Source organism: Acinetobacter higginsii (assembly GCF_000369845.1).
GTDB classification, from domain to species: Bacteria; Pseudomonadota; Gammaproteobacteria; order Pseudomonadales; family Moraxellaceae; genus Acinetobacter; species Acinetobacter higginsii.
Window position 1 is genome coordinate 178,073 of the sequence record NZ_KB850212.1, and the last position, 21,522, is coordinate 199,594.

Annotated in this window: 15 protein-coding genes and 1 pseudogene; 11 read left to right on the forward strand and 5 right to left on the reverse strand. The window is 39.7% G+C overall.

The features are described from left to right. Positions 1-72: 72 nt before the first annotated feature. The 5 genes from F885_RS14460 to F885_RS14440 are packed head-to-tail and all read left to right on the forward strand — an operon-like array spanning position 73 to position 6,279. On the forward strand, positions 73-1,326 hold the full coding sequence (locus F885_RS14460; RefSeq protein ID WP_005202535.1) for an NRAMP family divalent metal transporter: 1,254 nt from the start codon (positions 73-75) through the stop codon (positions 1,324-1,326). 35 nt (positions 1,327-1,361) lie between these two features. Continuing rightward, a complete protein-coding gene (locus F885_RS14455) occupies positions 1,362-2,126 on the forward strand; it encodes a LamB/YcsF family protein (RefSeq protein ID WP_005202537.1) in 765 nt (254 codons plus the stop codon). Between the two features lie 2 nt (positions 2,127-2,128). Next, positions 2,129-2,944, forward strand: coding sequence for a putative hydro-lyase (locus F885_RS14450; RefSeq protein ID WP_085942817.1), 816 nt, complete (start codon positions 2,129-2,131; stop codon positions 2,942-2,944). 33 nt (positions 2,945-2,977) lie between these two features. After that, positions 2,978-4,564 (forward strand): 5-oxoprolinase subunit B/C family protein, encoded by a 1,587-nt coding sequence (locus F885_RS14445; protein WP_005202541.1) that lies wholly within the window; start codon positions 2,978-2,980, stop codon positions 4,562-4,564. Beyond that, positions 4,561-6,279 (forward strand): acetyl/propionyl/methylcrotonyl-CoA carboxylase subunit alpha, encoded by a 1,719-nt coding sequence (locus tag F885_RS14440; RefSeq protein WP_005202544.1) that lies wholly within the window; start codon positions 4,561-4,563, stop codon positions 6,277-6,279. Before F885_RS14445 ends, F885_RS14440 begins: the two co-directional genes overlap by 4 nt. An 84-nt stretch (positions 6,280-6,363) precedes the next feature. Here the strand turns inward: F885_RS14440 and pgaD are convergent, their stop codons facing one another. From pgaD to pgaA, 4 genes are read right to left on the reverse strand one after another with little or no spacing between them, the layout of a single operon-like run. Further along, complete coding sequence (gene pgaD / locus F885_RS14435; protein ID WP_005202546.1) at positions 6,364-6,837, reverse strand: poly-beta-1,6-N-acetyl-D-glucosamine biosynthesis protein PgaD; 474 nt, start codon at positions 6,835-6,837, stop codon at positions 6,364-6,366. Further along, entirely contained in the window at positions 6,834-8,078 is a 1,245-nt protein-coding gene (gene pgaC / locus F885_RS14430) for a poly-beta-1,6-N-acetyl-D-glucosamine synthase (protein ID WP_005314404.1), read from the reverse strand. The genes pgaD and pgaC overlap by 4 nt, the downstream gene beginning before the upstream one ends. Beyond that, on the reverse strand, positions 8,075-9,889 hold the full coding sequence (gene pgaB / locus F885_RS14425; RefSeq protein ID WP_005202549.1) for a poly-beta-1,6-N-acetyl-D-glucosamine N-deacetylase PgaB: 1,815 nt from the start codon (positions 9,887-9,889) through the stop codon (positions 8,075-8,077). Before pgaB ends, pgaC begins: the two co-directional genes overlap by 4 nt. Continuing rightward, entirely contained in the window at positions 9,889-12,354 is a 2,466-nt protein-coding gene (gene pgaA, locus F885_RS14420) for a poly-beta-1,6 N-acetyl-D-glucosamine export porin PgaA (RefSeq protein WP_005202550.1), read from the reverse strand. The genes pgaB and pgaA overlap by 1 nt, the downstream gene beginning before the upstream one ends. Before the next feature lie 690 nt (positions 12,355-13,044). On the opposite strand from pgaA, the gene F885_RS14415 reads away from it, so the two are divergent. The 4 genes and pseudogenes from F885_RS14415 to F885_RS14405 all read left to right on the forward strand — a co-directional run bounded on the left by F885_RS14415 (position 13,045) and on the right by F885_RS14405 (position 18,284). Further along, positions 13,045-13,386, forward strand: a complete 342-nt coding sequence (locus F885_RS14415) for a hypothetical protein (RefSeq protein ID WP_005202551.1) — start codon at positions 13,045-13,047, stop codon at positions 13,384-13,386. A gap of 502 nt (positions 13,387-13,888) precedes the next feature. Further along, positions 13,889-14,905 (forward strand): annotated as a pseudogene (locus tag F885_RS21380) (AraC family transcriptional regulator ligand-binding domain-containing protein). Between the two features lie 524 nt (positions 14,906-15,429). Then, positions 15,430-17,775 carry a TonB-dependent hemoglobin/transferrin/lactoferrin family receptor gene (locus F885_RS14410; RefSeq protein WP_005202557.1) on the forward strand — a complete coding sequence of 782 codons (2,346 nt, stop codon included), beginning with the start codon at positions 15,430-15,432 and terminating at the stop codon, positions 17,773-17,775. A gap of 224 nt (positions 17,776-17,999) precedes the next feature. Beyond that, a complete protein-coding gene (locus tag F885_RS14405) occupies positions 18,000-18,284 on the forward strand; it encodes a hypothetical protein (RefSeq protein ID WP_005202559.1) in 285 nt (94 codons plus the stop codon). A gap of 67 nt (positions 18,285-18,351) precedes the next feature. Here the strand turns inward: F885_RS14405 and F885_RS14400 are convergent, their stop codons facing one another. After that, positions 18,352-19,278: a LysR family transcriptional regulator gene (locus tag F885_RS14400; protein WP_005202560.1), complete on the reverse strand. Its 927-nt coding sequence runs from the start codon at positions 19,276-19,278 to the stop codon at positions 18,352-18,354. A gap of 118 nt (positions 19,279-19,396) precedes the next feature. On the opposite strand from F885_RS14400, the gene F885_RS14395 reads away from it, so the two are divergent. Next, the gene (locus F885_RS14395) at positions 19,397-20,377 is read left to right on the forward strand and encodes an MBL fold metallo-hydrolase (protein ID WP_026057490.1); all 981 of its coding nucleotides are present in this window, start codon (positions 19,397-19,399) and stop codon (positions 20,375-20,377) included. A 156-nt stretch (positions 20,378-20,533) separates the two neighbouring features. Continuing rightward, entirely contained in the window at positions 20,534-21,433 is a 900-nt protein-coding gene (locus F885_RS14390; protein WP_005202562.1) for a LysR family transcriptional regulator, read from the forward strand. The last annotated feature ends 89 nt before the right edge of the window (positions 21,434-21,522 follow it).

Consider the following 21,522-nt stretch of genomic DNA (forward strand, 5'->3'; position numbering starts at 1 on the left):
GGGTTAAAGAAGATCGTTTATAAACAAAATGATGCTCTTGGATCAAGTCAAAAATCGCGTTATTGAGCTCAAATGGATGAGGAACGCATCAATATGTCTTTACTGAAATCTTCTTTGCTATCAGATCGCCAATGGGCCATTGTCGCCTCGATCTTTATGATGGCAACCTCTGCCATGGGACCCGGGTTTTTAACCCAAACTGCTGTATTTACAGTGAAACTAGGGGCTGCATTTGGTTTTGCCATTTTAGTTTCAATTTTGATTGATTATGTGGTACAGCAGAATATTTGGCGTGTAGTGACACTGACGCAAATGCGTGCATCCGATATTGCCAATAAGGCCTTACCAGGCAGTGGCTATTTACTTGCATTTCTGGTGATTCTAGGCGGTTTCTTCTTTAGTATCGGAAATATTGCAGGTGCTGCATTAGGTTTGAATGCATTGTTTGGTCTGGATATCAAATGGGGCGGTATCCTCAGTGGTGCATTGGCGATTTTGATTTTCGCTTCCAGAAAAGCCACGCTTGCGATGGATAAAAGCATGATCGTATTGGGATTGTTGAAAATCATCCTGATCATCATTGTGGCTGTGATTGTGATGCCGCCTGTTGGACAAGCGGTACAGCAAACCTTTGCGCCAGATCAGATTGACTTTGCCATTATTACCACCATTGTTGGTGGCACGGTGGGGGGCTATATCTGCTATGCAGGCGCGCATCGTCTACTCGATAAAGGTGCAGTTGGCCCTGAAAATATTGATGAAGTAGCAAAAGCTGCGACCAAGGGCATTGTCGTGGTTGGGATCATGCGCTATGTCTTATTTTTAGCCTTCTTGGGTGTGGTGGTGAGCGGTGCAAGCATAGATCTCGCTAGTCATAATGCCAATCCAGCGGCACAAGCATTCCAGTATGCTGCGGGCACATTTGGTTATAAATTATTTGGCCTGATCTTTTGGGCAGCGGGTATTAGTAGCACCATTGGTGCAGCCTATACCTCGGTTTCATTCTTTAGTGCATTTAAAAAGAATTTAACCCCAAAACAAAGCAACTATACCACCATCACTTTTATTGCCTTAGCCTTATTACTCTATGTGGTATTGGGGGCAACGCCAGCAGGTCTACTCATTTTTGTCGGTGGTTTTAATGGTTTAGTGTTGCCGATTGGCCTTACAATTTTTGTGTATGTTGCAGCTTGCCGTAGAGACTTGATGGGCAATTATAATTATCCAAAATGGTTAATTGTTTTAGGTGCACTCACCTGTGTATTGACGTGGTGGATGGGCTATATGTCATTTACGACCGTGTTTAACTATTTGACCAAACTTTAAGCCAGATAATCGTACAGCGAAAAAGGAATGATGCCATGTTTGTAGATTTAAACAGTGATTTGGGCGAAAGCTTTGGCTCATGGAAAATGGGCAATGATGACCAGATTTTACCTGTGGTGACCAGTGCTAATATCGCATGTGGTTTTCATGCAGGCGATCCTTTGGGGATTTTAAAAACGGTTGGTAAAGCCGTTGAATTGGGCGTCAAGATTGGGGCGCATGTGTCTTATCCCGATCTGGTTGGTTTTGGCCGCCGTAATATGGATGTGTCACGTGACGAACTGATTGCCGATGTGCTGTATCAAATTTCTGCACTGGATGGTTTGGCAAAAGTGGCAGGCTCAAAAGTGCAATATGTAAAACCGCATGGTGCACTCTACAACACCATTGCCCATGACCAAGCTCAGGCAGCCGCAGTGATTGATGCGATTAAAATGTACAATCCTGAACTGGTTTTAGTGGCTTTGGCGGGGTCGAACTTGGTCGAGCAGGCACGTGCTGCTGGTTTAAACGTGGTGTCTGAAGCATTTGCAGATCGTGCATATAACAGCGATGGCTCATTGGTATCTCGTCGTCTAGAAGGGGCGGTTTTACATGACTCGGCATTTGTTGCCAGTCGTGTAGTTTCAATGCTTAAAAATGGTGGGGTCGAGTCAATTGACGGTGTCTTTACCCCAATTCAAGCCGACACGATTTGCCTACATGGTGACACCGACGGTGCACTAGAAATGTCGGCAGCCATTAAAGCTGAGCTTGTGAAAAACAAGATTGAAATTCGCCCATTTGTAAACAAAGCATAAGGATGAGCACCATGTATAAGGATATTAAAGTCGATCCAGTTCAGCTTGAAGCCGCTTTAGATGCGCGTTTAAAAGTCCGTGCAGGTTTCGATAAACCGACAGCAGGGATGGCCGCGGGCATGACACAGGTGAATATGATTTCAGTGCCAAAAGCGTGGGCCTATGACTTTTTACTCTATGCGCATCGTAACCCGCAAAGCTGCCCAGTACTTGATGTGCTCGAAGAAGGTATCTATGCAACTCAGCTTGCAGCAGACTCAGACATTCGAACTGATTTCCCGCGCTATCGCATTTGGAAAGAGGGTGAAATGGTTGAAGAAGTGACTGATGCCAGCGAGATTTATAATGCCCATCCTGATTTGGTGACTTTCCTGATTGGTTGCAGTTTTTCGTTTGAAACCGCTTTGCAAGAAGCGGGGATTGAAGTTCGTCATATTCATGACAACACCAATGTGCCGATGTATCTCAGTAATATTCCATGCCAACCAGCAGGGCGTATTTCAGGCAATATGGTGGTTTCCATGCGACCAATTCCATCGCATCAAATTAGTGAAGCGGTAAAAATTACATCACGTATGCCAAGCGTGCATGGCGCACCTGTACATATTGGGCATCCTGAAAGCTTAGGAATTTTAGATGTAAATCAGCCTGACTTTGGCGATGCCTCTCGTATCGAAGCAGGTGAGATTCCTGTGTTTTGGGCATGTGGGGTAACACCGCAAGCCGCTGTTATGAACTCGAAAATTCCTTTTGCGATTAGTCATGCACCAGGTCATATGTTGATTACCGACATCCCTGACCGTGCTTGGATGGGCTAATTGGGCTAAAGAACCTTTAAAAAGGATAAGCAAATGCGTTTTTTATCGGTAAACGCCGATTGTTTTCTGATTGAGCTTGCGAGCCTCGAAGAAACATTGGCGTTGTACAATAAATTGCAACATACGCCATTGAATGGAATTAAAGACTTAGTCCCTGCTGCAAAAACAATTTTGGTTTTCTTTAATGAGATCGAAACTAATTTTAAAACGCTGGTTGCTTCAATTCAGAACCTCAAAATTGATGTTGGATTTGAGCGTAACAACCAAGAAGTGATTGTGCCGATTCGCTACGATGGCGAAGACCTTGCTCAGGTGGCAGAGTTGCAAGGGTTATCGATCTCGGATGTGATTAGAACGCATCAGCAAAGCATCTGGAATGTGGCTTTTATTGGTTTTGCGCCGGGCTTTGCCTATATGAGCAGTCCCGATCAACCATTTACCGATATCCCACGCTTAACGGTTCCGCGTAAAAAAATACCCTCAGGCTCTTTGGGTTTGGCTGGAAAATACTCTGGTATTTACCCCAAAGACAGCCCAGGTGGCTGGCAGTTGATTGGGAGCACATCGGAAAAAATGTGGGATTTAGAGCGTAAAAACCCTGCTTTGCTGTTACCAGGTATGACCGTACATTTTGAAGATGTCACGCATCGTCCAACCACAGTGACTGTACCACAGCAAATCACCCATACAGTTGAACCTCAACAATCGATACCGCTGTTTACGATCACTGCACCAAGTTTACAGATGCTGATTCAAGATGAAGGGCGCTTAAATCAGACCAAGATTGGTGTTGGAATGGCAGGTGCAATGGATTTATCTGCCATGCACAGTGCTAACCGTATTGTGGGGAATCCAACCGATACACCCGTTATTGAAGTTTTAAATGGTGGCTTAAAAGCCAAAATGCAGTCTGCGGGTGTTATTGCAATTGCAGGTGCTATTTCAAATATTCGTGTGAAATTTGCCGATGGTCAAAGCGCAGATTTTGCAAGCGATCAACCGATTGATCTGGACGCAGGCGATGAGTTTCAAATTCAGCCACCGACAGCAGGCTTACGAAACTATCTGGCAGTTCGTGGTGGTATCGATGTTCAGCCTGTACTGAATAGTGCTTCATTTGACAGTTTAGCGGTATTAGGGCCAGAGCCGTTAAAGCTCGGAGATACCATTTACCAAGGACAGATAAAGGCAGCCAACATTAGTGTCAATGAAGTAGGCAAAAGCGATTTGCCCAAAGCTGGCGAAGTGGTTGAGCTAGATATTGTGATGGGGCCGCGTACTGACTGGTTTGAACAAGATAGTATTGAACTGCTCTGTCAGCAAGAATGGTTGGTAACGAACGAAAGCAACCGAGTTGGGCTCAGATTGTCAGGTGAGCAGTCTCTAACTCGCAAAATTACACATGAACTGGAAAGTGAAGGCACATGTATTGGTGCTTTGCAGATTCCACCGAGTGGCCAACCTGTTTTGTTTATGAATGATCATCCTTTAACGGGCGGATATCCTGTTATTGGCTCTGTTGCTAAACACCATTGGGACTTGGTGGCACAGATTCCAGCAGGTTGTCACATCAAATTTAAAAAAATTGCCGAATTTACAGATTTTGAGAATGAAAGATGAAAAATGAAAAATTACTGATTGCCAATCGTGGTGAAATTGCCGTTCGTATTATCCATGCTTGCCGTGATATGGGAATTGCATCGGTCGCGTTATATGCTGATGACGACATTGGCAATATGCATGTGGAACTTGCAGATGAAGCATGGGGTTTGGCTGGTGCTAACGCCAGTGAAACCTATTTAAATATTGCTGCCATTATCGAGATTGCAAAGAAATCCAAGGCAACCATGGTGCATCCCGGTTATGGTTTTTTATCTGAACGTGCTGAGTTTGCCCAAGCCGTGATTGAGGCAGGTTTAAAATGGGTCGGGCCATCACCGAGTGCCATTGAAAAATTAGGCGATAAAATCGAAGCGCGTAAAATTGCGGCTTCAGTGGGCGCACCGTTGGTGCAGGGGACCCAAGACCCACTCAATAATGCAGAAGAAGCTTTGGATTTTGCTAAACAGTTTGGTTTACCAATTGCCATCAAAGCGGCATTTGGTGGTGGTGGCCGTGGCTTAAAAGTGGCATGGAAACTCGAAGAAGTTCAAGAGCTTTATGAGTCGGCAGTAAGGGAAGCAAAAGCTGCCTTTGGTCGTGGTGAATGTTTTGTTGAGCAATATCTAGATCAACCGCGCCATGTCGAAGCACAGGTGATAGCTGACCAACATGGCAATATTGTGGTACTTGGAACGCGTGATTGCTCGTTGCAACGTCGTAACCAAAAGTTAGTCGAAGAAGCGCCAGCGCCATTTATTAGCGATGAGATTTATCAGCAAATTTTAAGCTCGGCAAAAAACATTTGTCAGGCTGCAAACTATGTGGGTGCAGGAACAGTTGAATACTTACTGAGTCGTGACGGCAAGCTTTCATTCTTAGAAGTAAACACCCGTTTGCAAGTCGAGCATCCTGTTACTGAAGAAACAGCAAAATTTGATTTGGTGGTAGAACAAATCCGTGTCGCACAAGGGCATACCTTGTCGATTCAAGAAACTCCAAAAGCACAAGGCCATGCGATTGAGTTTCGTATCAATGCCGAAGACCCAGCACGTGGGTTCATTCCTGCATTTGGTGTGCTGAGCTTATTTGAAGCGCCGTTTGGTCATGGTGTACGCGTCGATACAGGGGTCCGAACTGGGTCATTGGTCTCCAGTCATTTTGACTCACTGATGGCAAAACTGATTGTGACGGGCCCAACCCGTGAAGTGGCAATTGCCCGTGCTAAACGTGCGTTAAAGCAATTTAGAATTGAAGGTGTAGCTTCGGTTTTAGACTTCCACCGTGCTGTACTCAATGAACCTGACTTTACCGATGAATTTAATGTACACACGCGTTGGATCGAAAATGACTTTAAACAAGATTTAAAGCCAACTAAACGTGGTATTCCAAACCATCAACAACCCATGTTGCTGAGCTATATTGAAATTGATGGCAAGTTACACCGTTTAGGTCTACCTGCGGGCATGTTTGCACAAGGCCCAGCAACCGCAATCCAAGCACAAACTGCCGAGCTTGAAGTGAGTGCAGAGCATTTACTGGCACCGATTAATGGTGTGATGAGTGCATGGAAAGTTACACAGGGTGAGCAGGTGACCGAAGGTCAGGTTGTCGCAATTATGGAAGCCATGAAAATGGAAGTGCCTGTGCTTGCACATCGAAGTGGGGTCATTCAAATCGTGGCAGAACAGGGAAACAGTTATCAGGTAGAATCGATTATTGGCATGATCGAATGATACTCGACACCAGTCGGTATGCTTGAAATTGAAGCGATGAAAAGAGGCAATTGATTGCCTCTTTTCATTTTCGTTCGTGAATATTTATCTCAGTTCATAGTCAGCTAAAATACCTTCCTGGTTATAGTGCAGTACAATGTTTTTTGAGCGTTGAATTTTGGATAGTTCATCCTTTGGAATCAAAAATCCCTCAGCAAGAATGGAATGGCTCACGTTAACCACTGTCGTTTTTTCCGTGTTTCGGTATCGCAACCAGTTATAGCTCGCCCATAACAACAAAGAGGCACAACAGATCATCACCATCAAGGCGAGCCAAAAGAAATTGTGGATCTGTACGCTCATCTGTTCTGCAAAAATATAGTTTTTGATCAGTTTACCTTGGTATAGCCATAAAAATATCGCCAATAACGGTAAAAATAGCAGTGTCCAGAGTGCCCAACCGATCCCTTGCAGCAAATAATGCGCGCCTTTGTTTTTTACATACCGATGTTGGTCGATATATTCAGGAATATCTAGCTGTGAAACATCCTCAATGATATTTAAATGTGATTTGTTCATTCGGCCTCACCTTTAAAACCACGATCTGGGCTGACCCATCTCGCTCTTTTGTTACGTGTAAATAAAGCTTTGGGAACAGCAAACACAGTTGTTGCTGCACCGAGCATCCAAAAAAACAGGGGATACCAAATCACCCAAAAGTAATTTCTAAGGAAACGGTTTCCGTCATATCGTTTGTCAATGAACAAGCTCACAAAAAATTGAATCAGACAGGTAATGGCTAGAATTACGCCGTACCACTGTGGAAATAATGATTTGATGTGCCATTCTGCGGATAGCGGAACAAACAACCCAAGGAAAAACAGGACAATGATCAGCAAAATGACATAGGCCCAGACCATGCTGATGATCGCTTCAAGCGCGACAGGCCACATTTTGAGTGCTGAAATCTTAAAGAGTTTGGGAAAATAGGTTTTAATGACTTCGACACCACCTTGAGCCCAGCGCAATCTTTGTTTCCACAGCCCCTTAAATGTTTCAGGCATATAGATGTAGCACAGCGCATTGGGAACATAGTGAATATCCCATTCAGCGAGCTGAAGTTTCCATGAGATATCAATGTCTTCAGTGATCTTATCTTCTGACCATAATCCTACTTGCATGAGTGCCGTTTTTCTAAAGCCTGCAATCACACCTGAGACTGTAAAAATACGTCCATAAGTCCGTTGGGCACGTTTAATTAAACCAATAATGGATGAAAACTCACCGACCTGTAGTTTTCCTAAAATACTGGAGCGATTTAAAATCCGAGGATTACCAGTCACGGCGCCGACCTGATTAAAAGCTGTGAGTTGATGCATCATCCAAATCGCAGCATGGGGATGCAGCAAGGCATCTCCATCAATACAAATCAAGTATTCATATTGGCTGACCATCATGCCTGAACGTAAGGCAAAAGCTTTGCCTTGATTTTCTGCCAGATGCACAACCCGTAAATCTGGATGTTCAAGCGCCAACTCATCTAAAATTTTTGCGGTATCGTCTGAACTGCCATCATTGACGGCAATAACTTCAAATTTTGGATATTGTGTTTGTAGTGCAAACCGTATGGTTTCTCGAACTTGAGCTTGTTCATTAAAACAAGGAATGATAATGCTGCATCCTTGTTCTGAAATCTCGGGTAATTGGTTTTGCTTATATTCGCGTTTAAAGTAGAACCATAAACCACCAACCATCCATGTCCATGCCATGACTAAGGGATAGATAAAGGCAAATAGGAAAAGAATTTCCATTAAGGTCATGGTTGTTCTCCATTTACGTGCTGCTGGATAAATGGATTGCGATAACTCATTGGACTGTCATTTAAACTGAGTGGTGTAAATAGTTGTTCATGTACCGCTTTTGCATTATCAAAACGGTAATTGCTTAAAACCAATTTTTGAATTCCATGTCTTTGTAAATTTAAATAGTGTTGCTGCAAGCGTTGTAGTTGCTTTGGCGAAGATGGATTGTGATTCACTAAAGTCACCATCAGTCTGGCTTTTTGTGAAGCAGTTAAATGACCCACTTGTTGTATAAATTTTTGATAGCTATTGATATTGTCTAGACTATCAATTTCAATATTCAATAAAGATACGAAGGGTAGATAGGTGTTAACAATTTGCTTTAGTCCCTGATCTGCTAAATCAGTCAGAGAGAGCTGTAAGATTAACTGGAAGGTATTACTTTGATTGAGATAAGGTGCGACAGCCACTTTTAGTTGTTGTGTTAATTCTACGATTTGAGCCTCTTTTTCCAGACAAGCTGTATTCACAACAGAGCTATAACGACAAGCCAGTTGCTGGTCTGTTTTTAAAATAATGCCATCCAGATTGGGATTATTTCGAATCAGATCTTTGCTTAAATCGATAACTAAATGCGCTTGTTCTGGGTCTGGGGCAATCGGCATCTGGGTATAAACTCGATGAAAAACCCGTGTTCGTGTCTGCCATTGGGTGCGGCTTAATATATCTTGAGCCAGTTTTAGATGAGTTGTTGGAAAGTAGCTCTGAGCATATGCAGCATTCTTTTGATCAGTGAATGCATTAACGATTAAAGTATTGGTTTTTAAGGCACTTAAATTATTTAATAAACTGCCTAACTGCTGATTAAACTGTGTATTGTCTTGTGAGAATTGAGCTAGGTCAAATTGTACAGCTCGAATAGGTTCATAATCTTGTAGTTGAGCGTATTCCATAAAACCAGTGAGTTGTTCACGTAGATTTTCAGCTGTTGGGTTATTTGAGATAATACCGCGTTGAAAGGTTGCGTCATTGCTGTCATTTAACTTTTCCGTCCCTAAACTAAAAGACAGAGGAAAACCTGCTTGATTGGCAATTTTAGTGACTTGTTGATTGACCGCACCATAGGGCCAAATGATTGCAAGCGGATCTATTCCTAATTTTTGCTGTAACACCTGCTTGGATTTCACCAGATCAGTGTAGATCCGTTGGCTATATTCTGACTCAGTTTCATAGCGTTTTTGAATCGGATCGTATTGTCGAGTCAAGGCGGCAGGCTTTTCATTTTTCTGCATATTGGCCAATAGGCCTTTATGCAAATCATGGCTATGGCTGGCAAACTCAACTAAACCTGATTTTTGGATATCTTGGAGTTGTTTCCAACTCATCAAATTATTTTGACCATAGGCTTCATAAGCTGCTTGAGTATTGCCTTCGGTCCAACTGGTCACCAAAGCAAAGACCACAGGGATTTGATATTGTTTTACTAAAGGATAAACATGGCTGTATCCGCTTAGGGCACCATCATCAAAACTAATTAAAACTGCATTTTTCGGTAATGGAACACCATGTTCCCGAGATGCCATAATTTGTTTGAGGGTAATTGGAGTCCATTCAGAACGTTTCAGCCATTCAAAAAACTGCACTAAGTTTTGGGTATTAATTGCATAGACATCTCGGTCGCCATTCTTCAAAACATCATCACGCACATCATGAAAGGTCAAACTGACAAAATGATGAGCGTCGAATTTAGCAGGTTCCGCTGCAACAAGATGAACTGGAAGCAGAACTGCACAAGCGGAGAGTATTTTAAAAATATTCAAAAAATTCATTAGAATCGCCCTCCAAAACCGAATAGGGCATAACTTTGTTTTTCATTGATGCCATCATAGGGATGTAGTTTCCAACCAACGCCATAATGCAATGCCCAGATCCGTGACAATTGCCATTCATGTCGATATTGCACATCAAAAATCGGTTTGGCAGCGTAATCCTGCTGCTGGAACAGTCCTGCATCAATAGAAATATTTTGATTAAAATGACGTTCATAACTTCGCCAAGTTAACCAGTCATGACTCATGTTAATCGCAAGGCTATAACTTTGTTTAGGGCTAAAATAAGCAACATTATCTAAACGATTTTTTCCTAGAAATGCAGAAAAGCCTGCTTGTGTGGTGTGATGAGCAGCTTGGAAAATACGTTGCTGGTAGTTTGCAAAAAAGTCTTGGCGTGTGTTGCCGTCACTGATCTTGGTATAGCTATATCCTGCATCGACTTGCCGGGATTCATGTTGTTGCCATCGAATTGCTGCGCCGTAAGACTGGCCATTTTCGTCTTGTTCAATGGCTTGTAACGGAATATTGGCTTGGGTGTTGATGGATAATGCGTACTGCCAATAATCATTGAGTTGGTGTGACCAATCTGCTCTTAGGCCTTGACGCTGACCCTCAGTATTTTGAGAGGCAAGCAGCACCAAATTTTTACCTTTGTCTTGCCATTGCAGGCCTAAACCAAAGCGTTGTTCTTGTAAATCACCATCGGCGTATTTTCCCCAAATATCTTGATGCTCAACCAAGAGGCGATAATTGTCTGTGAGCCAAGGTGAATATAAGGTGGTGTTGGATTCACGATCACCCGTTCCTTTGAGTGATTGGAGTAATTGGTTTTGCTCAGAGCGGCTACGTGAAAAGCGGCTTTCATGGCTCATACTGGCGTGATTACGATCATTCAATTCTTTACGACTTTTTATGACGCTGCTATCGTTTGGGTAGTCTTCAATAAGTGCTTGAGTTTGTTGCTGCCAAGCTTGGATATCGCCAAGTGCTTGAGTGTTTTGCATGACATTAATGCGTGTGTATTTTGATTGAGGTTGTAAACCATTTAAACGCTCAATCGTTTGTTGAGCTTGACGAGGTTTTTCGCGCCAACGTTGGATTTTGGCCAGGTCATTTAAAAATTGCGCATTATTCGGAGCTTTGGCTACGGTGTTATTTAGATATTGTTCTGATAAATCCAGGCGGTTGCGATAAGCCATATTTAAAGCCAGCAAAGACAAATATTCATTTCGATCTGCATGTACACTTTTGTCGACACCTTTCGCTTCACTGTATTCATATGTGGGAATCAGGTCATCAATGACGTGAATCAAGGTATTTGCATCTTTATATTTTTCTTGTTCGATTAATGCATAATAAAGTGATGTATACAGGCTGATATCGGGATAGTTTTTCTCCGTGAGCAAGCTGCGGTAGATTCTCTCGGCTTCGGCAGGTTGTTGATTTGCAAGGTATGTATTTGCAATCGCATGCCGTGTATAGGCAGGCATTTGTTCAACTGGTGGTACGGTGACTTGATTTAATAGGCTCAAAAGCTGTTGTGTTTTGCCTCGATAACTTAAGGCGTAGAGATAGTCATAATAGAAGCGATTAAACATGGCTTGATCAGCTGGAATCTGTTGCGCGATTTGTTCTGACTGCTTCAAGACTTGATCGAGTTGGGCAAAGCTTTTACGGTCACTTTCCGCACGGGAGGATAAATATTTCTGTTGTTTAATCGCTTCATTCACATGCTGTGAAAAGCCTCCGATTTTATTCTGCCAAATAAAATTCTGGTTTTTATCAGATAGGTGGTGCTTTGCAGAAAAAGCAGCTGTCATTTCATAGCTCCCCAGTGCCACCAAAATATTCAAATACTCATGTTGAATGGCTTCATTATTCGGTTGTTGGGTATAGGCCAACTGAATGGCTTGTAATGCATAAGTGTATTGTTGCAATAACCGATAAACATAAGCGGCTAAGACCAACTGTTCAGCATTCATTTGCGTTGTATCAAGATTCTTTAATTGCTGTGCTGCTTCAGTCGGTTGTTTATTTTCTGCAAATAGCGCCGCTTTAAGAATTGTGACCTGCATGCTGTTATGTATTTGATAAGGTTCAAATTTATCTAATAGTGCCAATGCTGCAGCAAATTGCTTTTGATCCCGTAAAAGTTTAACTGTTGCGAGTTGAGCATATTCTGGGAAGTGCCTTGGCTGAATACGTTGGGTTAAATCAGTTAGGGTCACTTGTGGCAGAGCTTGAATGCGTGAGGCAGATAATAAGTAGTCAGCTAGGATGTACTGTTGATCTGGGTACTGCCGCAATAAAGATTCAAGTGCTGTTAACCCTTGTATAGGTTGTCCATTCTTAATTTGCGAAACTGCTTTTTCTCTTAAAAAATCAGATGGATGTGCATGTGAAATATTAGACATAAAAAAAAATAACAGGCTGGCTGGAAAGAGAGTGTGAAAATTTTGCATAAAGTGTTTAAAGCGTATGTTAATTATCTTTTTTATTTTAATATGTGATTTAAATCACATATTGTTTTGCTTGTGTACGGCAATGTTGATTGGTTTTATTTAAATAAATATATATTAATCAGTATTTTATTTATTCATTGGTTTTCAAGATCTAGATTTTCACAGGGCTTTTATGTTTTTTCTGTCCATGCGTTTGTGTATTTTATGTTTTGTATTTGAGTCGTGTAGATTGAACAAAAAATATGAATAACTGAGTGGGAAAATAAGTTAAATAATAATATTTAAGATATATAGTTAAGTTTTAATAAATATATTTTTAAGTAAAATCATGTGATTGTATCATTTATTTGACATGTACATGTTTGCTCTAGATGAAGTATTGAGCCGACGAAAATCATAAATATAAATTAACTTTGCTTTTGCATTATAATTACAAAAAATAAACCTATTCTATTTTTAATTTAACTGCCTTTAACACTTTAAATATTTGTATTTTATATTTATTTAAGTTTTTTTATAAATTTTATTTTCAAAAAGTTAGCTACTTTGATGGGCTTTGTTGAAGACTTTTCTCAATAGTTGTTTTTGTATCTAATTGAATTTATATAATAAATATTATTTTGCTAAAGACGTTGGTAAACTGTTTTTTGAAAAAATGATAACTTTTGTGTATTAAATGCTAATTATTTTATGAGCAAAGGCGTTATTTTAACTTTTATATTATATAGCCAAGGTGTAAATGTGGTATATAAAAAAATTACAGTATCCGATTATCGGAAGATAAATAAAGGAAGTGAAGTTAAAGTAAGTAAAAAATATCTGAATTATAATTTGTTTTTTTTACTGGTCATGTGCTTGTGGAATTCAAATATTGGCTATGTTTTTCTGTTTTTGTATTTTGTGAATTATATTTTTGAGAAAATGAGTGATTACTACTTTTTGGTTGGATTTTCTTTGTTATTTAGCTTTGGCTTGATTGTTTCTATTTCCTTTTTAATGTTTATTGTTGAGCTTTTTTTTTCGTCAAAATAATTTTGAATTTATCGTATAGGGGAATAAACAGGACTTTAATCGGTCTTGATATGTTATAAATTTTTGCACCAAATTGAGGCGGTGTGTCGTCATTTTAGCGCTTTAAAATAATTAAAAATTTTTTGAAAATAGTCAGTATTCATAAATATGAAATAATGTAGATGATAAAAATGAAATATAAAAAATATAAAAATCTAATTGTTGAATAAAAAATCACTTTTAACTCTCCCTTTCGTGAAGAGACTTTTGCAATCTTGAAACTTTCCTTTAAATGATAAGTTTTTTTATAGAAATGATAATTTTTTTATTGAATTTTAAAGTAGATTTTGAGCATTATCTGTGATTGATATCACAAAAAATGGATTTTTTGCCGCATTAGTATGAAAAATGGAAAACTGGATTATCGTTAATTTTTAAGGTCGATTAAATAATGTACTTGTGTAACTGGTTTTTTGATTCCTTCTCTGAGGTGGGCTTTTAGATATGATATGAGTGGGGAGCAATGGTTTTGAGTCATCCTAATCAGGTTAAATTAATATCAAGTTCGATGCTTAATTTGTTGATTAATTTTTGTGTAAAAAATAATCTTAAAAATGTAAAATATTTGAGTGATTATAAAACAAGTGAACTGATTCCAATCGGGGAATGGATTGAACTATTAGAGGAAATTAATCAAAAACAGACTAAACCAACACTTGGACTAGAAATATCAAAATATACTCAACCTAAACATCTTGGTATTTTAGGATATATTGCTTCATCATGTGAAAATATATTAGATGTATTAAATGTATTTATAAAATACCAAAGGCTCTTTTGTGAGGCTAAGCCTGCAAAGATGTCTATTTCCGATCAGTTTATTGTCATTCGGTGAGGATTTGACCCTTATCTTAAAAATAATCATTTGGTAGATGAATTATTAATGGGGGTTTTTTATAAACTTTTAGATCAATTAGTACATCCGAATAGAATAGAAGTGAAAAAAGTCAGTTTTAGTACAGAGAAAACCAAATTTTTTTATAACTACGAAAATTTTTTTGGCTGTCCTATCGAGTTTGAAAGTGAAGATGTTGAAATATATATTTCCATGACCAGCCTTGATTTAGAGGTTTTTAATGCTGATCCTGTGTTAAATGATATTTTAATTAAGCAGGCAAATGTATTGTTGTCAAAACGTCCTAAGCTTGATCTTTTTGATGAGTTAATACAGAAAACAATTATTCAAGCTATAAGTAAGGGGAATATCAGCGTGGAGGAGGTTGCAAATAAATTGGGCTTACCAGCTCGGATATTTCAACTGAAATTAAAGCAGCAAGGATATACCTTCAAAGAAAGATTGAATCAGGTTCGTAGAGATTTGGCTTTTGATTATCTTGCCGATCTCAATTTGAGCATTCTGGACATTTCAATGTTATTGGCCTACCAAGAACAGACCTCTTTTATCCGGGCATTTAAGTCATGGACTGGGATGAGTCCGTTACAATATCGGAAGAAAAAAATTTTAAATCATCGTTCTTGATTCTGGCATGTTCCTACTGCAATGTTGCTGTGTAGGAGGTTCAACTTTAGGCCATCTAGCCAATACTTGTCCTAATCATCACTTATTGGCTATATATCAAAAGCATCATAAGTGGGGCACAAATCAAATTCTGAAAATAGTTAATCTCTACTTCAATGATTGAAACAAAAACAATTGCAGTACAACGGATGAGAGCATTTTAGATGTCTTAAAAATTCTATCGATCCATTTACATTTATTTAAATGCAAGTGATAATCAATATTGTTTGTGTCGTTTTATTGAATTGAATGAGATACCTTCCCTCAATCCTCCTCGACAGCAGTTGATTCATCGTCGTTCTCCACAGAGCGACGTCATACTGCTGTCAGACGCTAGTCAATTAGGTTTGCAGTCTGAATGATTTGGCGTTTGCTGCAAGCGCTTTATTGAAGCTTAATTTTTATTATTTTTTATATCGTTAAGACGTCGATTATTTTAGGACCTCGTTTAGGTTGCTGATGATTTTTATCTTCTGGTGAAGTTTATGTCCCAATCTCCCTCTCAAACAAAGGTGATTAAGCCTCTTGTACTGGCTATTGCTTTATCTATGTATGCCTCGACCATACCTGTTTATGCAGATAATACCAAGGTTGTTCTGGCAAACACCGTCACAAAAGTACCGACCGTACAAGACACATTGTCTAAGAGCAATGCTCAGAATCAAATTTATCAAATGACGCCAATTGTTGTACAGGCGGATAAGGAAGATACCATCCAGTTTGGTCAGAGTGTGTTAAATCAAAAGGCCATTGACCGTTATCAAGCCAACAATGTTGCACAATTGCTGGACCATATGCCAAGTGTGGGTTCGGCAGGTTCACCGCGACCAGGTGGGCAAACCATTAATATCCTTGGTATGGGCGGGGTTGAGGATGTTCCGATTACCTTGGATGACTCGGTTAAAAGTTTCGATAAATATCGACAAGGCTCAGTGTTTATTGAACCCGAACTGTTAAAGAAAATTACGGTCGATAAAGGTCCACATAATGTTGAAGTTGGAAATGGTGGTTTTGGAGGGAAAGTCACCTTAGAAACCAAGGATGCCGCTGATTTATTGGTTGATGATAAAAATATCGGTGCTTTTTTGAAATATTCGCGATTCTCCAATAATTCACAAAATACCTATACAGGTGCTGTGTATGGAAAGAGTGAAAATGGTGTCATGGATGGGATGTTCTACTATACCAATCGAGATAGTGGCGATGTTCAACGCCCTGATGGCAGCAAGTTTTTGTATTCTGCGCAGCAGCAGGATACGTATTTGGCCAAACTCAATTTTCATCCGACAGACAGCCAAAAAATTAGTTTGAATGCGATGCAAAGTGGGCATAAGGGCTGGGAACCTTTTGCAGCAATGCGTGATCAAGATGCCGTTCCAACAGAAGCGGATATTAAAAAATATGGATATGAGGAGGCATGGAAACGTCGTTTGGTCTATCGCGATCAAAACGATAGCAGCTATTCAGTTGGATATGAATTAAATCCTGAATCAAATCCTTATGTAAATTTAAAAGCAACAGCATCGTATTCAAAGACCGATCAACATGATCAAAGATTACCGAGCGTGACTGGATCGGCGGCTACACTGGGCAATGAAAGCTGGGTAACTTATACCAATACAGCGTTTAAGCTTAGTAATATCAGTGATATTACAACTGACTATGGCACACATAAATTAAAAGTTGGGGCACAATATCAAAAGATGGAGCAGAACTCACTCATCTATGATAAGAACAACGCCAAAAAACCAGACTATAATTTTGGTTATTATGAGCCAAATTATATGCCTTCAGGCAAACAGCAAATGTTGAGTACATTTGTAGAAGATCAATACCAGATTGATAATTTCACGATTACCCCATCGCTTCGCTATGATCATATTACCAATACAGGTCATCCAAACCGAGCATCACGTTATAATGACCCAAGTGCAGGGCATGATTATTCCAGCAAGACCTATACAGGCTGGTCACCACGTTTGGCCTTGGCGTGGAAGCAAGCAGATTATCTCACTTGGTTTGCCAATATCAGTAAAACATGGCGCGCCCCTCGTGTTGATGAGCAATATTATGTGCAATCGGCAATGACCTCTGTGCCATCAACCAGTCGCTATTTATTGCCTGAAAAGATGTTGGCGATCCGTCTGGGCAATGAAATGAATTTTGATGATATTTTTTCAGAACAAGACCATCTGCAAGTCCGGTTGACTTATCACCATAATCGGGGGGGCGATGAAATTTTCCGCAATCGATCAACCTTTTGTAAGGCACAAGCGGAAAATAATGCCAATGGTGGAAATGGCAGCATTAATGACTGTAATGGAAACTATAAGCATGGCTTTTACCGTAATGTCACTGACTATACCATCAAAGCCTATGAGGCCGAGATTTTCTACAATCAGCCGACTTGGTTCACAGGTTTAACCTATTCTTATATCCGTGGTCAACGTGATAATTCACCTGTAAACCCATGGTTTGAACAAAAAACATGGATGACGGATATCCCTCCGAAAAAAGCAACAGCAACCTTAGGTGTGAATGTGCCTGAGCATCATTTAACAATGGGCTGGCGAGGGATATTTGTTGCTAAACAGGATCGTAGCCTGTCTGATAATGATAAATCGATTGCAGCATCCTCTTTTTCATTACCCAAAACTAAAGGATATTCACTGCATGGTATTTATGCGGATTGGCAACCTGTTGGAGAAAAAGGGCCTACTTTAAATTTCTCAATCGACAATCTATTTAATCGAGACTATAAAATGTATTTAGGTGAATATATGACCGGTACAGGTCGTGATTATAAGCTCAGTATTTCACAGCGATTCTAGTGGTCGTAAAGAGTCGTATTTAGCGTGAATTTTAGCATTTATCCAGCGGGTACAGATGTGAAGGAGTATCTAAGCATCTGTACTTTTCATTTAGAATATAACAATGTCCTAATATGATTAAATATTTAAATTTTCACTAAATGATAATTTTTTAATGCTTTGATGTTAATTTTTCAGTGAATGCTTTTTATACAATAAAGGGAGCTTTTTGCAGAGCATTGATAATGAAAAAATGGATTTGCTTGACCTGTGGAAAGTACAAAAAAATTGACCCAGATAATTTGAAAACAGGCCAAATTGTTTTCTTTTATCAGTTTAAAATTGATGCAGAAGAAATTCAGAAAATAATAAAACACGGCATTATCTTAAAACGGAAAAACAAAATTTTAACCATATTGGATGAAGGAGAAATTTTTTACTTACTTGATCGGGATGTATATCCGATCGATGCACCTGTTGATTTTATTTATAATATGTTCGGAAAATGTAGCTGTTCCCTCCATGACTAATAAGAATAATAGCATTTTGATATTAAATAACATTATTGGGGATGACTGGGATCAAAAAAGGAACTACTTAGTCGCTTAATGCTGGATGTAGTGTGTGCCGTAATCGCGGAATTGAAAAATCTAAAAAGAGTTTTGTTGCCAATAAAATATTTTCTCGTGTTGGTATAAGTGCATTCACTAAAGATGCTTGAGGTGACCATGGCGAATCAGGTTTAAAGACATTTACAAATTGGCCAGAATTCAATTCATGAGCACATAAATACCAGGGCAGAACAGCAGCTCCCATGCCTTGTTGCACAGCCGATTTAAGTACTGACATATTGCCACAACTGATATAAGGCTCGAGCAATACTGTATTTAAGTCATTATTTTGACTGGTGAATATCTGAGAAGTTAGGTTCTTTTGCACGCCTAAAGCAATGAAATTTAACTGTTTGAGTTGTTCTGGAAGCTCAATTTTTTCTTTATCACTCATATAATCCTGACTGGCAACCAGTATCATCGGTAAATCACAGACAGGGCGAATAATTAAACTCGAGTCATTGAGGAGTTTGGAAGAGATTCGAAAAACCAGATCGACTTGTGCACTGATCAAATCAATATTGTGATCTGATGTGTTGATGATCAGGCGTATCTTAGGATATTTTTGTAAGAACAAATCAAGAATAGGCAGCAATGCTTCTTGTGCAAATGTTGAGGAACATCCGATTCTTAATGTCCCTTTAGGGTCGCCAGCAAGGTCTGTTGCAACCGCAAAAGCATTTTGTGCAGCTTGTTTTAATGCTTTTGCATGAATATAGACTTCTTCACCTGCTGGCGTCAGAACAACATTTCGGGTATTGCGATGTAATAAACGGACACCAATTCTATTTTCCAGTTCTGCAATATGTCGACTGAGTTTAGAGCGCTGTACGCCTAAATCACGTGCCGCAGCTGAAAATCCAGCATGCTCGACCACCTCAACGAATAATAAGAGATCATCCAGTTTTTGCATGGCGGCCCAATCCATTATTGTTGCTAATTTTAGGACAGTATATTGTGGATTTTGTGGGTTTTGTCAGAGGCCTGAACTTGTTAGATTGATCTCCGTGAAATCTATGCAGGGTTTGTCGGTGAGCACGTTTAAAAATCAAATAATTAGGGTATTTTTGAGCTATAAATTTTTTGTAGCATTATTGCTGTCATTGCCTCTAAGCCCTGTTTTTGCGAAAGATAATGGGATTGCCGTAGATCAATCTATCTATCGGAATCGTGCTGTGTTAGCGGATTTTACCGCGGCATCCTGTCCAGATAATCCAAGAAGCTTAACGCAAGTCAGAGGTAATCTGTACCGACATACTACGGGTGCAGGCTTAGCCGTACATAGCGGTTTAGTTTTGATCACTAAAGAAGGTGCTTTGGTGATTGATCCAGCGATGACCTGCACATCGACATGGCTAAAAGATGAAATCAAGAAACGTTTTGATGTGCCTGTAAAATATGTGGTTTATACCCATGCACATGCGGACCATATCAGTGGTGGGCAAATCTTTAAAGCAGATGGTGCAACTATTGTTGCTAATCAACGTAGTCTTGAACCGATCGTGGGGGAGAAGTTAGCCACAGCATTACCAGATCGCGTTTTTGATCAGGACATGAAAATTAGTTTAGGGGGCGAGGAGGTTTTATTACATTACGTTGCACCGAGCCATTCAGACAGTATGGTCATGGTACTGTTTCCAAAATATAAAGCACTGCAATGTACCGATGTGTGTGAAAGTAAAAGCATGCCATACAATGATTTTTTAGATTTTTATTACACAGGCTGGATTGATAGCCTGGATTGGGTGATCAAGCAAGATGTCGATTTTATTGATGTTGGACATTATAGCCCTGCCACACGTGAAGATCAGATCGCATTGCGTCATTATATTGTCGACTTGCATCAACAAGTTTTGGATTTGGTTCGTGCAGGACAGTCGTGGGATCAGCTCTATCGTAATGTCAAAGTTAGCCCCGAAGTTCAGGACTGGATCGGTTTCAGTACGATGAAAATACCGAATATTCAAGGCATGTATCGTTGGGTAGCCAATCATCGTCGGGGGAACTGGTAGCCATATGGTCAGATAAAATAAGGGCTTTTCTGTTGAAGCAGGAGTTTGTATCGAGTCTGATGATTTGGTCTGAATAGGCAAATTCATGTGATGCATTATGCTGAAATGTAAAACCAGTGATGGAATTGATTTGGAACGCGTCTGAACAACAGATGAATGAGTGTTAAAGTGTTAGAAATTAAAGATTTAGAAACGTTTATATATGCTGTTGAAAACTCTTCTTTAACTGTAACTTCAGAAAAGCTAGGTATTGATCAATCTACGGTAACCAAACGCATCAATAATATTGAGAAAAAACTAAAAGGAAAGCTATTCAATCGTAAAAGCCGACCTTTGCAGCTTACGCATTTGGGAGAGCAGGTATACTTTAAAGGTCGTTATATCCTCGAGCAAATGGAACAATTAGAGTATTTTCATCAGCAAGAGGTTCTTCCAAATCAAGAAAAAGTGAGCATCGGTGTTCCAATTACCTTGGTGGATGATCTCTCTGAATATATTTATGAAAGGTATAAGCACGACCATTATTTGACAGGTGTTGAGATACAAAGTGGTTGGGGGCGAAGTCTAATTCAGCGAGTCGCTGAGAGTGAGTTACCGCTTGCCATTGTGATGATTCCTTCCAATCTTAATCTTGCGAACCATTTATCTTTCTTGAACATTGGGACTTTACCTTTAGTCGTGGTTTCGGCCAGAACTGGCGTGAAAGAACATACCAGTTTGGAGCGATGCAGTAAGAAAGGTTGGGTGATCCACCCTGAAGGATGTTGCTTTAGAGAATGCTTAAATAAAGAACTAAAGGAACGAAAGTTGTTCCTATATGCCAATAAAGAAATCTTCGGGATAGAACCGCAGTTACACAGTATTTTAAATGGAGATGGTTTGGGGATTTTTCCAAAGCCGTTTATAGATCAGCACTCGGCATTTAACTCTGACCTTGAAATTGTGGCGCTCGAAGATTTTAATGTTAGTGTTAATGTAGGCATTATTTATGCTGATCAGCGTCATTTGAAAGAAGTGAATTATTTCGCAAAAATTGTGAAAGAGCGATACTTCTAGCCAGTTAGCATGGCAAAGATTGGACTTGCTCTTTTAAGAAAAAAGCTCAAATGCTGCAAATTGGGGGATAAGATTTAAAGCAATAAGCG